The sequence below is a fragment of the Thalassotalea litorea genome, from assembly GCF_043642205.1.
GTDB lineage: Bacteria > Pseudomonadota > Gammaproteobacteria > Enterobacterales > Alteromonadaceae > Thalassotalea_A > Thalassotalea_A litorea.
This window is the reverse complement of sequence record NZ_JBHZSG010000002.1, coordinates 18,038-32,406: the sequence shown is the minus strand read 5'-3', so window position 1 is coordinate 32,406 and position 14,369 is coordinate 18,038. Positions and strand designations below refer to the sequence as shown.

The 14,369-nt window shown below is 46.0% G+C and carries 9 protein-coding genes; 2 read left to right on the top strand and 7 right to left on the bottom strand.

From position 1 onward, the window contains the following. Positions 1 to 57: 57 nt before the first annotated feature. Entirely contained in the window at positions 58 to 1,695 is a 1,638-nt protein-coding gene (locus tag ACHUFQ_RS01300; protein ID WP_394172242.1) for a CTP synthase, read from the bottom strand. A gap of 375 nt (positions 1,696 to 2,070) precedes the next feature. Between ACHUFQ_RS01300 and ACHUFQ_RS01295 the strand changes: the two genes are divergently transcribed. Continuing rightward, positions 2,071 to 2,511, top strand: a complete 441-nt coding sequence (locus ACHUFQ_RS01295; RefSeq protein WP_394172240.1) for a secondary thiamine-phosphate synthase enzyme YjbQ — start codon at positions 2,071 to 2,073, stop codon at positions 2,509 to 2,511. Between the two features lie 274 nt (positions 2,512 to 2,785). Here the strand turns inward: ACHUFQ_RS01295 and ACHUFQ_RS01290 are convergent, their stop codons facing one another. The 6 genes from ACHUFQ_RS01290 to rlmD form a co-directional block, all read right to left on the bottom strand. Continuing rightward, positions 2,786 to 2,941 carry a hypothetical protein gene (locus ACHUFQ_RS01290; protein ID WP_394172238.1) on the bottom strand — a complete coding sequence of 52 codons (156 nt, stop codon included), beginning with the start codon at positions 2,939 to 2,941 and terminating at the stop codon, positions 2,786 to 2,788. A gap of 551 nt (positions 2,942 to 3,492) precedes the next feature. After that, a complete protein-coding gene (locus tag ACHUFQ_RS01285; RefSeq protein ID WP_394172236.1) occupies positions 3,493 to 3,732 on the bottom strand; it encodes a hypothetical protein in 240 nt (79 codons plus the stop codon). A gap of 352 nt (positions 3,733 to 4,084) precedes the next feature. Beyond that, the gene (locus ACHUFQ_RS01280) at positions 4,085 to 5,218 is read right to left on the bottom strand and encodes a DUF3083 family protein (RefSeq protein ID WP_394172235.1); all 1,134 of its coding nucleotides are present in this window, start codon (positions 5,216 to 5,218) and stop codon (positions 4,085 to 4,087) included. 417 nt (positions 5,219 to 5,635) lie between these two features. Next, complete coding sequence (gene mazG / locus ACHUFQ_RS01275; protein WP_394172233.1) at positions 5,636 to 6,442, bottom strand: nucleoside triphosphate pyrophosphohydrolase; 807 nt, start codon at positions 6,440 to 6,442, stop codon at positions 5,636 to 5,638. Positions 6,443 to 6,480: 38 nt separating this feature from the next. Next, on the bottom strand, positions 6,481 to 8,673 hold the full coding sequence (gene relA / locus ACHUFQ_RS01270; RefSeq protein ID WP_394172231.1) for a GTP diphosphokinase: 2,193 nt from the start codon (positions 8,671 to 8,673) through the stop codon (positions 6,481 to 6,483). A 405-nt stretch (positions 8,674 to 9,078) separates the two neighbouring features. Next, positions 9,079 to 10,404 (bottom strand): 23S rRNA (uracil(1939)-C(5))-methyltransferase RlmD, encoded by a 1,326-nt coding sequence (gene rlmD / locus ACHUFQ_RS01265; protein ID WP_394172229.1) that lies wholly within the window; start codon positions 10,402 to 10,404, stop codon positions 9,079 to 9,081. Between the two features lie 418 nt (positions 10,405 to 10,822). Between rlmD and barA the strand changes: the two genes are divergently transcribed. Further along, the gene (barA, locus tag ACHUFQ_RS01260) at positions 10,823 to 13,594 is read left to right on the top strand and encodes a two-component sensor histidine kinase BarA (protein ID WP_394172227.1); all 2,772 of its coding nucleotides are present in this window, start codon (positions 10,823 to 10,825) and stop codon (positions 13,592 to 13,594) included. Positions 13,595 to 14,369 lie beyond the last annotated feature (775 nt).

The following is a 14,369-nucleotide window of genomic DNA, read 5'->3' as shown; positions in this document are numbered from 1 at the left end:
TATTTTCATAAAAAAGCCGCAGATTAACAAAGTTACACTGCGGCTCGCTTAAACTTATTATTTTTGCTGGCTTTTCTGATGTTCAAAAGCCGCGGCAACGAAGCTTTGGAACAATGGGTGGCCATCCCGTGGCGTAGAGTTAAACTCAGGGTGGAACTGACCGGCAACAAACCAGGGGTGTTCTGGTATTTCGATCATTTCGACAAGTTTCTTATCCGCAGATAATCCCGAGAACACTAAACCAGCATCGCTCAGTTGCTCACGGAAATTATTGTTCACCTCATAACGGTGACGGTGACGTTCAAAAATACTTTCGCCACCATAAATCTCGGCGGCTTTTGTACCGTCGATTAAGTGACACTGTTGTGAGCCAAGACGCATAGTACCGCCAAGATCCGAATTCTCATCGCGGACTTCAACTGTACCTTCTTCATCCAGCCACTCTTCAATCAGTCCCACTACCGGGTAGGGTGAATCGGCATTGAATTCGGTAGAGTGCGCACCTTCCATATTGGCAACATTGCGCGCGTATTCAATGAGCGCCACCTGCATACCCAGACAGATACCAAAATACGGAATCTTATTTTCGCGAGCGTATTGCGCCGTTAAAATCTTACCTTCTACGCCGCGCTCGCCAAAACCGCCAGGTACTAAAATGGCGTCTACGCCTTCTAGCGCTTTAGGGCCTTTAGATTCGACACTTTGCGAATCAATATACTGAATATTCACAGATAACTGATTTTTAAGACCAGCATGTTTTAATGCTTCGTTGACCGATTTATACGCATCGGGCAATTCGATATATTTGCCGACCATACCAATGGTCACTTCGCCTTTTGGATTCGCTTCCTGATAGAGCACCTGTTCCCATTCATGTAAGTCGGCTTCTGGCGCTTCAATACCAAATCGTTTAACGACAAGCTCATCCGTTCCTTGAGATTTCAACAACGCAGGAATTTTATAAATGCTGTCGACATCGCGCATCGAGACTACCGCGCGCTCTTCTACATTGGTAAACAAGGCAATTTTCGCACGTTCATTGGCGGGAATAACGCCTTCACTGCGACATACAAGAATATCTGGGAAGATACCAATTGAGCGTAATTCTTTCACGGAATGTTGCGTCGGTTTGGTTTTAATTTCACCCGAAGCTTTCAAATAAGGCACTAAGGTAAGGTGCATATACATGGCACGCTCACGACCCAATTCTACGCCAAGTTGGCGAATCGCTTCTAAAAATGGTTGTGATTCAATATCACCTACGGTGCCACCGATTTCTACCATAGCAACATCAAACCCTTCCGCGCCTTCAATGACACGACGTTTGATATCGTTAGTAATGTGTGGGATCACCTGAATGGTTGCACCTAAAAATTCGCCGCGACGTTCACGAGCCAGGATATCCTGATAGATTCGGCCTGTGGTAAAGTTGTTGCGTTTGGTCATTTTGGTGCGGATAAAACGCTCATAATGGCCCAAATCTAAATCAGTCTCAGCGCCGTCATTGGTAACGAACACTTCACCATGTTGGATTGGACTCATCGTACCTGGATCGACATTGATATATGGGTCAAGTTTTAGCATGGTAACCTTTAAACCACGTGCTTCCAGTATTGCCGCCATTGAAGCCGCCGCAATACCCTTGCCCAGGGATGAAACAACCCCGCCAGTTACAAAAATATATCTCGTTGTCATGTGAAACCCAGATGTAAGGAAAATCAGTAAAGTAGTTGTGCTAACAGTGTAGCAGGACGGGAAAGCATTGTATCAAAAGAGGTGGGCGACAACAATGGGATTTTAGGGTTTAACGCAATACTTTGAGGTAATGGGTTATAGATGTGGAGTCAAGGCAGAAAATGCCTTGAGGGTGGAGTCGAATTGAAAAACAATTCGATGGTGGAGTCAAGACAGAGAATCTCTTGAAGGTGGAGTTTCAGCAAAGCTGAAAAGAATTCCTTTCTTCGTATGACTTCACCCAAAAATGCCATGGCTAGTAGAATTTTCTCCCCCATTTATTGAAGAATAAAAATGGCCTATTATATCCTCATCCAAATTTATTGATGTATTTTTATGTGGCAACAGCAAACCATAAGCGTATCTGCAAAACCCCGTGGGTTTCATTTAATCAGTGAAGAGATCCTTCAACAAATTTCAATAATCCGAGACTATCGAGTTGGCCTTATGCATCTGTTTTTGCAACATACATCGGCATCATTAACCATTAATGAAAATGCGGATCCGACGGTGCGCATGGATTTAGAAAGCCATTTCAACACCTTCGTGCCAGAAAATCAGCCTTATTATTTACACGATTATGAAGGTCCTGATGATATGCCGGCGCACATTAAGAGTTCGATACTCGGTTGTCAGCTAACCATTCCGATCGAAAACGGCCGGCTTGCGCTCGGCACCTGGCAAGGTATTTACCTTTGTAAACACCGGAATCATGGCGGGAAACGGCGGATTGTTTGTACGCTAAGTGGTGACACTAGCGTGTCACCACGGTTGTAGAGGTATACTGCGCAGAGGGAACAAAACACCCATTGTTTTGTGTTTTGGGTGGAGGACTGCGTCGGGTGGATAAAACGCGCCGTTAACTACGTACTTTTTAGTGGAGGACTTCGCCGGGTGGATAAAACACACCGCTAGCTACGCGCGTTTTGGGTGGAGGACTGCGTCGGGTGGATAAAACCTTAGTTCCGGCAGGTTTTTAGGTGACAACTTCGTGGTGGAAGCCAGTTCTGCCGAATCGGCTTCGCCTTCATTCCGGCAGAACGTCATTCGTCTAACTACTTTCGTCATCGCCATCCCTACCGTCATCCTGACTCCTTCTGTCATCATCCCCCCTCCAGTCATCCTCACGCAAGTGGGGATCTTCTTTTACTTTAGATTCCCAGTAGTATCTGGGAATGACGGGATGGCTGTGTAGTGGATAAAACACACCGCTAGCTACGCGCGTTTTGGGTGGAGGACTGCGTCGGGTGGATAAAACCTTAGTTCCGGCAGGTTTTTAGGTGACAACTTCGTGGTGGAAGCCAGTTCTGCCGAATCGGCTTCGCCTTCATTCCGGCAGAACGTCATTCGTCTAACTACTTTCGTCATCGCCATCCCTACCGTCATCCTGACTCCTGCAGTCATCATTCACCCCTTCGGTCATCCTCACGCAAGTGGGGATCTTCTTTTACTTTGGATTCCCAGTAGTGTCTGGGAATGAAGGGATGGCTGCGCAGCTGGGAATGACGGTACAGGTAGTCACCTGGTGAAGCCATTATTCGCACCTCGTTTCGTCATCCTCACGAAAGTGGGGATCTGCTCTTGCTTTAGATTCCCAGTAGTGTCTGGGAATGACGGGGTAGCTGCGCAGCTGGGAATGACGGGATGGCTGCGCGTTGAGGTAGGAGGACTGCGTCGGGTGGATAAAACCTTAGTTCCGGCAGGTTTTTAGGTGACAACTTCTTGGTGGAAGCCAGTTCTGCCGAATCGGCTTTGCCGTCATTCCGGCAGAACGTCATTCGTCTCACTACTTTCGTCATCGCCATCCCTACCGTCATCCTGACTCCTTCTGTCATCATTCACCCCTCCGGTCATCCTCACGAAAGTGGGGATCTGTTTTGCTTTAGATTCCCAGTAGTGTCTGGGAATGACGGTAATATAGTCATCCTCACGCAAGTGGGGATCTTCTTTTACTTTAGATTCCCAGTAGTATCTGGGAATGACGGGACAGGTAGTCACCTGATGAAGCCATTATTCGCACCTCGCTAGGTCATCCTCGGACCCTCCGTCATCCTCACGAAAGTGGGGATCTGCTTTTGTTTTAGATTCCCAGTAGTGTCTGAGAATGACGGGATGGCTGCGCAAGTGGGGATCTGCTTTTGCTTTAGATTCCCAGTAGTGTCTGGGAATGACGGTAATATAGTCATCCTCACGGAAGTGGGGGATCTGCTCTTGCTTTAGATTCCCAGTAGTATCTGGGAATGACGGGATGGCTGCGCAGCTGGGAATGACGGGACAGCTGCGCAGCTGGGAATGATGGGATTGCTGCGCAACTGGGAATGCCGGTAAGGGTACTCACCAGAGCAGAATGCTAGTTCTGCTCCGGGAACTGATGCATTAAATGCTGATGTATACGCAAGGTGACGGTATCTTTTTCTTTATCATAGCCGAGCTGTGATGTGAGTTTTGTCAGAACCTGAGTGAGTTGATTCACAAAACGACCATAACCGCGATGAGTACTGTTATGGTCACTGGCAATAAACACCAGACGAATGGTGTCCACCAATTTAATGGCATCCCATTGACTGACTAGTGAGCCACTTATGGCCTGAGTATTGAAACCTAAATTCAAAAGCTCGCCATCTGGTACATAATAGTCGTCACCACTTTGACGAATGATCGGCATTTTACCATTCGCTACCATCGCAAGGTGGTTAAGGTTGTATTCTCTTGCTAATTTGGTAAAACGATCAGCAATCAGGGTATAGAGCGGGTTGTAGGGATCGGGTGCATTGATATCGATGTCGCATTGATTCAGCAAAGTGCTGGTAACCGGTAAACTGGCGACAGCAAAGGTCATGGTTTGGCGCTGAGCAGGCAAAATAAGCTGTTGTTGTAAGTAGCGCTTAGAAATCGCACGAAAGCCATGGGTGACGGTTTTCTTATCACCTTTAAAAGCGGCAAAAACATCGTACGTCAGGTGCTGAAAGTCTTTGACCTTAATATCTGAACAACGCAACCCTTGTTGCTTGATCAACGCATAAACCAAAAGCATAACCTTTTGATGAAACTCGGGTGCTTTATTGCGAATTTCATCCCCGGTAGCTAAAAAGAGCAGTTGGATTTTTTTAGCCCAAACGTCCGGTTGCGAATAACTCTGACGCCCGCGGTGCAGGTTCGGATTATATAAAAACAGCATTTGCTGTTCCGTTTCAATCATTTGCTGTTCCGGAGAAAACATCACTCGAACCAGTTTATCCGTTGCGATAAAACTCGCATTTTCAATATGTTGGCATGCGCATAGCTGGAAAAAAGATGTGCTTAATGCTTGGTATAATTGTTCTGGTTTTGCATAAGGGAAATCCGTTTGAAACTGCGAGAACATGGCATCAGGGTTTATTTCAATCAGTAGGTACTGGTTTTCTCGCGCCACCGCCGGTACATAAACTCTATGAGCGGCACTACGTTTTCGAATCAAAGAAGAGCGGGTTCGATGTTGTAACATGATAAACCTCTAGGGCTAATTAAGAACTCAGCGCAACTTTAAGTGGCTTAGGTGACAATTCGATGAATGAGGTGTGAAGGTTTTGTTGCAGACAGGAGAAAAGCAAAGGATGCAGAGGCTTGTTCGGAGTCCTATTTATTGGCTCCGTGATGTCTAAAGGGAAAAACTACGGTGTCTAAAGGTGTCGAAAGGTGAAAAAAGCAACGGTGACTAAGGGTTGCCTACACGGATAGTAGGTATGCAGAATCACAGGATGGCTTGATTCTGTAGAAAGGCAAGAGCGTGGCTTGACACCTGTTCGGTATCTTGGATGCCGGACGCTCGCCGTTCGAAATATCATTTCGAATTGTCACCTTGACGCAGCGTCGTTTGCTGTGTCTGACACCTTTCGCGAGATTCCGCCCAACGATAGGAATCTCAAGAACCCCTTTCTTTCGCTTTTTGCCATAATCGTTCTAATTCCTCTAGGCTGGCAAGACGAATATCTTGTTCACTTTGGAAATAGTGTTGTTCGATCGTTTGAAAGCGTTTGGAGAATTTTTGATTGGCTTGTCGCAGGGTTTGCTCTGGATCGATTTTAGCGTGTCTGGCAAGATTCACCGCTGCAAACAGTAAATCGCCAATTTCTTCGGCCAAAGCTTGTTGGTCACGGGTATCGGCCTGCAGCTCTTCGGCGATTTCATCACACTCTTCGCGAACTTTGTCCAGCACATCGTGAATATTGGTCCAGTCAAAACCGACATGAGCACAACGTTTTTGGATTTTAGCCGCTTGCGATAACGCCGGCAAATTTTGAGGTATATCCGCCAGCATACTCAATGATGCCAGTTGTGATTTTTGCTGACGCTCTCTGGCTTTTTCTGCTTCCCAATTGGCTTTTATTTCAGCGTCGCTTGTAAGTTTGGTATCAGCAAACACATGGGGATGTCGGCGAATCAATTTCTCGCAGATCTGCGCAACCACGGAATCAAAATCAAATAAGGCCTGTTCTTTACCAAGCTGCGCATAAAAAATCACCTGAAATAATAAATCCCCAAGCTCTTTTTCTAACTCATCAAAGTCGCTGCTTTCAATCGCCGCGGCGACTTCATACGCCTCTTCTAAGGTATAAGGGACAATAGAGGCAAAGTTTTGTTTTTGATCCCACGGACACCCATGTTCTGGATCCCGAAGACTTTGCATAATCCACATCAGCTTTTCAATACTAGCCGGGGCAGTCAACATAGTTACTTCCTTTATTCGTCAGTCAATGTTTTGCAGCGCTACTGGCGGATACGATCAACACTGATCACATCATCGAGTTGATTTATTTTATTTATCAGTCGTTCTAACACTGCGGTGTTCGCTAATTCCAATTTAAATGTCATCATATTTTGATGCAGCTTTTGATCATTTTTTGAAGACATATCCAGCACATTGATTTTTTCGTTGGCGATTATCGTGGTGACATCTCTCAGCAATCCCTGGCGCTCTCCGGTAATGATTTGCAGTGACACTAAATAGCTTGAGTTGTGACCATCGCCCCACTGAACATCGACGATGCGCTCCGGATTTTGTTTTTCCGCATGGAGTAGTTGCTCACAGTCACTGCGGTGGATCGAGATACCCCGCCCCTGAGTGATAAAGCCGCTGATACTATCTCCTGGGACTGGCTGACAACATTGGGCCATATGAGTAAGCAAGTTACCGACACCTGATACGGTAATACCATTTTTATCGGCTTTGTTCTTCTCAGTGCTGCCTTTGATCACCAGCTTGGGATCCACTTCTTCCTGAGGCTGGAGCTTTTGCCATTGCTGTTGCAACTGATTAATGACCTGTGCCACTTTAACGTGGCCAGCACCTATCGCCGCGTGCAAATCTTCTAAGGACATGACGTTAAAGCGCTTGAGTATCGGCCGATAATTTAATTTCACATCTTCAAATTTTTGCAGCTGGCTTTCTAATTGCTCCTTGCCCTGGGAAATATGCTTGTCTTTATCTAATAATTTAAAGAAGTGTTGAACCTTGGAGCGAGCCCTGGCGGTATGCAAGTATCCGAGGTTTGGGTTCAACCAATCCCGACTAGGGTTGGGTTGCTTCGATGTCAGGATCTCCACCTGTTCACCGGTTTTTAATTTGTAGGTAAATGGAATGATACGGCCGGACACTTTAGCGCCGATACAACAATGCCCGACGTTGGAATGAATATAATAGGCAAAATCCAAAGGCGTTGAGCCATTGGGCAAATCAATCACATCGCCATTGGGCGTAAATACATAAATACGATCTTCAAAGACTTCATTGCGAAGTTCTTCAACCAGCTCTTCAGATTCGGCAACATCTTCCTGCCACTTCAATAACTTACGTAGCCAGTTTATCTTGTCATCAAAACTTCCTTTGCCCTGACCGCTACCTTCTTTGTAGCGCCAGTGAGCGGCAACGCCAAGTTCTGCATCATCATGCATTTGCTCGGTACGTATTTGAATTTCAACGGATTTCCCTTCCGGGCCGAGAACTACCGTATGAATTGACTGATACCCATTAGGTTTAGGTGTCGCGACATAATCATCAAACTCACTGGGTAAGTGATTCCAACTGGTATGAATCACTCCTAACGCGCCATAACAATCCTGAAGTTTATCGACCACAACCCGAATAGCACGAACATCATAGAGCTGCTCAAAATCCAGGCCTTTTTTCTGCATTTTTTTCCAAATACTATAGATATGCTTAGGGCGGCCATATACCTGCCCGGAAATATGCATATGATCGAGTTTATTCTGAATATTGGCGACAAAATCGTCGACATACTGTTCTCGGTCTAAGCGTTTTTCATCCAATAATTTGGCGATTCGCTTATAGGTATTTGGGTGTAGATATCGAAACGAAACGTCTTCTAATTCCCATTTCAATTGACCTATCCCAAGTCGGTTCGCCAAAGGAGCGTAGATGGTTTGGGTTTCTCTGGCGGCAATGACTCGGGTTTCTTCGTCGCTTTCTTTAATTTCCCGCAGGTTACAAACCCGCTCTGCCAGTTTAATCACGACGGCACGAACGTCTTCGACCATGGAAAGCAGCATTTTGCGAACATTATCGATTTGACTGCTGGCAAAGTGGGTTCCGCTAGGTTGTTGCAAACTGCGAATGGCGTCCATCTGACTGACGCCCCAAACCAGGGTAAAAATTGCTTTACCATATTGGCTTTCAATATCAGCCAGTTCAATCAACTCCTCTTCCACCAGCGGAACCAATAGGGCTGCCATCAAAGAGTCACTGTCCATATTCAGTCCAGCGAGAATCTCCACCATCTCCAGCGCTTTAACCTGGCAGGTTAAATGTTTTGCATACAAGCCTTGTTTTTCCAGCCACAAGGTTTCTACGCTCTTCTTTTTCGAAGACGGAAGATTGAGCTGTTCGAGCCAGGCTTCAAAGCTGGCGCTACTCATTTGGTGAGATTTTCTTACGGAAACCATTAAACATCCTTAGTTAAGTTTTTAACCTCACGGCAAAAAACTGTTATTGAGGTAAGCTTCGCTGGTGGATAAAACCACTCCCTTGCGTCGTGTTTTTGGGTGGAGTCTAACGAGGGTGGATAAAACCACTCCCTGTGTCGTGTTTTTAGGTGGAGTGTAGATAAAAAGCTATTCTTTGACTCCATCATCGAAACGTTTTTTGTTTCGACTCCACCGAAAATTGCTGCTCGATAACTGCTCCTCGATAACTGCTCCTGCGTTATTCTACCTGCGCACATCCATGTACTTGTGCGTTATTCTACCCGCGCACATCCATGTACTTGTGCATTTTCGGCATACCAGCCATCCGTGGCTATAACCTTCAAGGCCGTGCCTTGACTCCCCCCTTTTCAAAAACCTAAACCATTACGTTTTCGTAAAGAGCGCCATCGTCTCAACATGGCGGGTCTGTGCAAACATATCCAGAAGCGAGATTTTCTCAAGTGTATATCCAGCAGATATCAACAACTGACTATCGCGTGCCATTGTTGCAGCATCACATGAAATATAAAGTACCTTATCTACCCCTAGCTCAGCAATAGGCTTTATTGCTCCTATGGCACCTGCTCGCGCAGGATCGAGCAACACTTTGGTAAACTCGCGAGCATCCGGCCAAGGCCAGGATAATTCTGAGCAGTTGAGATCCGCTTGATAAAACTGACAATTATCAATCTGGTTGCGGCGGGCATTGTCTTGTGCTCGGTTCACCATATCCATAACCCCTTCGATTCCAGTAAGACTCTGTACTTTCCTGGCAATAGGTAAACTAAAATTCCCCAAACCACAAAACAAATCCAGAACCCGATCATTTGGGTTTAACTGCAACCAATCCATGGCTTGCGTCACCATCATTTGATTTAACTGGCCATTGACCTGAATAAAATCCTTTGGGGAAAAGTATAAGTGGCAATCATCAATTTGATAAGATAATTGGTCGAATACACCGCCTGACAGTGCATGATTTTGCTGGTCATCGGTAACAAACACACGATAACCGGTTTGCTCAGCAAATTCGGTTAAACGTCTGCGATTTTGTTCACCAAGTTTACCCACATAGCGGAAGATCAGGGTAACGGTATCCGTTGCAATGGCCTCGATGTGCCCTATCACCTGATGACCTTGCAATAGCGATACTAAAGGTTGTAGTTGTTCAAACAGGCCTTGCAAAGAAGGCTCTAACACAGGGCAGGATTTAATCGGAGTTATATGACTCGCATTTTTTTGCCGAAAGCCAACCAAGGGTTCGTTCAGGCGATTATACTGGACGCCGATACGTGCTTTTCGTCGATAATGCCAGGATTCTGCCGTTAAAGGCGGTTGCCAGGGTAGGTTTTCAATGCCGGCGTTACGCTTAAACACCTCGTCAATTTTGTACTTCTTAACTTCCAGTTCCAGTTCTCTATCCATATGCTGGAAGTCACAGCCTCCGCACTGATAAAAATGCGCGCACTGAGGCGTAACTCTTTGGGCATGTGGTTTTGCTACATTGAGCGCCTGAGCCCGGAGATATTTGGCGTGCTCAGTAGTCACTCTGACCTGAACTTTTTCCCCCGGCAGTGCTCCTGACACAAACACCGACTTTTTGCCGTGACGCGCGACACCATCACCATTAATATCAAAGCGGAGAATATCCAATTCAAGTTTTTGCCCAGAAACAGATTGTCGCTTTTGAGCTTTAAAAATTTTAACCATAAAATTCCTGTATAACTGGCTTTCTTTTAACGGTTAACGCCAGCGAAAGAGGGAAAAAATGTTCCACTGCGTTATATTATGGGTGGAATCTTGCGAGGGTGGCCAAAATCACTATGCCACTACACACTCCCAGTGTCGTGTTTTGGGTGGCGTCTAACGAGGGTGGATAAAACCACTCCCTGCGTCGTGTTTTAGGTGGGGAAAAGTTTTCTTTACAGCTTCGCTGTAACTCCACCTTCGAAACGTTCTTTGTTTCGACTCCACCTTCGAAACGTTTTTTGTTTCGACTCCACCTTCGAAACGTTCTTTGTTTCGCTCCCGCCTTCAAACCTTTGTTTCGACTTCATCTTTTCCGTTAGTTATGCCATGATGGAAGTAGTGCAAACAAAAACAATTCTAACACGGTTTCTGTGTCCTTATGTTTAAAATCAGTCTACGCGATTGGGTGATATTACTGACCATCTTGCCAACCACAGTGATTGGCCTGAGCTTGGCTGGCTTTTTTACGTTCTCTCGGATTTCTGATCTGGAAGCTAGCCTGTTTTATCGAGTTAAAGCTATCTCTCAACCTTTAAAAATCAGCGCTCAATCCGGACTGAGAAATAGTAACGTGAGGTTTCTGGACGAATTGCTCAAAGATTTGCAGGTAAATCAAAATGATTTGCTGGATAACATGCTGATTTTAAATGAACGACTCGAAACCATTGCAACCAGTCGCCAGGACGTAGACGCCAGTGTATTACTGACTGAGGAAATTCGAGCCAATTTGGCCAACACTCAATTTGTCGCGTTTGAAGATTATTATCTGTATTCGTCGCCAATAACCTTTAATCAGTACACCGTAGATGGTCAGCGCGAAACTCAGTTGATGGGTTATTTGTTGCTTGTGGTTGATCGCACTGACATTACCATGCATGAGCAAAGCCTGTATATCGTCTCATTTTTGATTATTCTGATGTCGGTTTTATTATCCGGGGTATTTGCCAACCGTCTAATCAATCGCATCGCGATCCCCGTGCAGCAAATGAACCTGGCAATCGACCGAATGCGCAATGGTTTATACGACACGCAAATCGATGCGTATTACAAAGGCGAATTAGAGGAACTGCGCAAGGGTCTCAATATTTTATTCTTTTCACTGCGGGACTATCACAACGATCTTGACCGCAATATAGACCAAGCCACCACCGATTTGAGAGAAAGCCTGGAACAATTTGAAATTCAAAACGTCGAGCTAGACATGGCAAAACGCCGAGCTCAGGAGGCAAGCCGGGTGAAATCCGAGTTCCTGGCAAATATGAGTCATGAATTACGAACTCCGTTAAACGGTGTCATTGGCTTTACCCGACAAGTGTTAAAGACTCCGCTATCCAATACCCAACGGGATTATCTTAGCACCATTGAGCGTTCTGCAAATGGTCTGTTGACCATTATTAATGATATTCTCGACTTCTCTAAACTGGATTCAAATCGCCTGGTTATTGAAAACATTCCATTTGCATTTAATGCAACGCTTGAAGAAACCTTAACGCTTCTGGCGCCAGCGGCGAACGAGAAAAGTCTCGATTTATCGTTGCGCATAAATCCGAGCTTGCCTGATTCATTAATTGGGGATGCTATGCGCATTCAGCAAGTACTTACCAACCTGGTGGGCAATGCCATTAAATTCACGGATTCTGGCTCAGTTGAAATCGATATCGATTATAAGATCCTCGAAGACTCAAATATTCAGTTAGTTGTCGCCGTTAAAGATACCGGTATCGGTATTAGCTCGCAGCAGCAGGAAAACCTGTTCGAAGCATTTGGTCAGGCGGACAATAGCATTACCCGGATGTATGGTGGCACGGGTTTAGGCCTGGTTATATCCAAAAGACTTGCCCAGGAAATGCACGGCGATATTCGATTTGAAAGTAAAGCCGAGCAGGGAACGACATTCTGGTTTGAGTGGCAGTGCCAATTGAATCCGCTACCACTGGACACCAAACCCTACCCGAGCGATTTAAAAGGCAAACAGGTCATCATCTATGATCCCCTGCCCCATTGCCGCCTTGCGGTCGAAGAATTATTAAAGTACTGGAAGATGGAAACCACTACCGCATCGAGCTTTGAAGATTTATTGGCACAAAGCCAACAACATGCTTTCGATATGGCAATTGTTTCGGTACATATCAACGAATCGAAAATCGATGACTCCAGCAAGCTTATTCAAAGCCTGAGTCAACATATTCCAGCGATTTACGTTGCGGTCAATTCCAACTCAGCTAACCTCTCGGAGGCGTTTATTTCCGCCGGGGCGAAAAACTGTTTTAGCAAACCCTATCTAGGCAATAAACTGGCGCAGCTGATTTCAAAAGATGACAAAATCACCGCTTTATCGTCGCCAATCGCGTTACCCCATAAAAAGCTTGGCATAAAAGTGCTGGCGGTCGATGACAACGAAGCAAACTTAAAGCTCATTGATACTCTGTTATCTGAACTTGTCGAAACCGTGGTGACGGCCAGCCATGGTAAAGAAGCGCTTGATTTAGCTAGCAAAGAACGTTTCGCTTTTATTTTCATGGATATCCAGATGCCAATTATGGATGGCATCACCGCCATGGAAAAAATCCGTTTAACGACATTAAATAGCGATACCCCGGTGGTTGCGGTAACGGCCCATGCCCTGCAGGGTGAAAAGGACAAAATGCTGGAGAAAGGCTTTTTTGGCTACATGACCAAACCTATCGATGAAACCTTGCTAAAACACTATTTGTATGAGCATGGGATGTCAGAACCAGCGCCGGTTTACAGTCGTCCACAGGTGGCTCCTCAGGAAACATTCCCGATCAGTAAATTTAAAGGCATCATTGACTGGTCTTTGGCAATCGAGCGTTCAGGCAATCGCCCTGAGCTAGCCAAAGAAATGCTGTCGATGTTACTCAAGTCATTACCCGATACCAAAGCGGCACTGCAACAACACATAGACAACAAAGATCAACCCAGCTTTGTGCAAGCCATTCACAAACTCAATGGGGCCTGTTGTTACAACGGCGTGCCTCGACTTGAAAAAGTCTGCCGGGAAATTGAAACCCAGTTAAGCGATCATGACATCGAAAGTATTGAGCCAGAACTCCTGGAAATGTTCGATGAAATCGATAAGCTGATCACAGCGAGTGAAGAGATGGGACGGAGTCTTGGTGGTGAGTCTTAGCGGTGACGCGGCTGCATATCCGCTGTTGTAGAGGTATGCTACGCGGGTGGATAAAACGCACCGTTAGCTACGCGCGCTTTGGGTGGAGGACTGCTTCGGGTGGATAAAACCTTAGTTCCGGCAGGTTTTTAGGTGACAACTTCGTGGCAAAAGGCCAGTCAAGCCGGCACGGTTCCGCCGCCATCCAGGGAGAGTTTTCGCTCGTCTTACTCCTTCCGTTATCCTCACGCCCTTTCGTCATCCCCACGCCCTTTCGTCATCCTCATGCCCTTTCGTCCTCCTCATGCCCTTTCGTCATTCTCACGAAAGTGAGGATCTGCTGTTTCCTTGGATTCCCAGTAGTATCTGGGAATGACGGAAAGGTTAGTCACCCTTACAATAAACATCGTCATCCTCACGCCCTTTCGTCATCCTCACGGAAGTGGGGATCTGCTGTTGTTTTAGATTCCCAGTAGTGTCTGGGAATGACGGGAATATAGTCATTCTCACGCCCTTTCGTCATCCTCACGAAAGTGGGGATCTGCTGTTGCCTTAGATTCCCAGTAGTGTCTGGGAATGACGGTAATGTAGTCATCCTTACAATAAACATCGTCATCCTCACGCCCTTTCGTCATCCTCACGGAAGTGGGGAGCTGCTGTTGCCTTAGATTCCCAGTAGTGTCTGGGAATGACGGTAATGTAGTCATCCTCACGCCCTTTCGTCATCCTCACGGAAGTGGGGATCTGCTGTTGCCTTAGATTCCCAGTAGTGTCTGGGAATGACGGTAATATAGTC

Bases quoted from the DNA above. Each gene is read 5' to 3' on its own strand.
- barA (WP_394172227.1), top strand. From the start codon at position 10,823: ATGTTTAAAATCAGTCTACGCGATTGGGTGATATTACTGACCATCTTG.
- relA (WP_394172231.1), bottom strand. From the start codon at position 8,673: ATGGTTTCCGTAAGAAAATCTCACCAAATGAGTAGCGCCAGCTTTGAA.
- ACHUFQ_RS01280 (WP_394172235.1), bottom strand. From the start codon at position 5,218: ATGTTACAACATCGAACCCGCTCTTCTTTGATTCGAAAACGTAGTGCC.
- ACHUFQ_RS01300 (WP_394172242.1), bottom strand. From the start codon at position 1,695: ATGACAACGAGATATATTTTTGTAACTGGCGGGGTTGTTTCATCCCTG.
- mazG (WP_394172233.1), bottom strand. From the start codon at position 6,442: ATGTTGACTGCCCCGGCTAGTATTGAAAAGCTGATGTGGATTATGCAA.
- ACHUFQ_RS01295 (WP_394172240.1), top strand. From the start codon at position 2,071: ATGTGGCAACAGCAAACCATAAGCGTATCTGCAAAACCCCGTGGGTTT.
- rlmD (WP_394172229.1), bottom strand. From the start codon at position 10,404: ATGGTTAAAATTTTTAAAGCTCAAAAGCGACAATCTGTTTCTGGGCAA.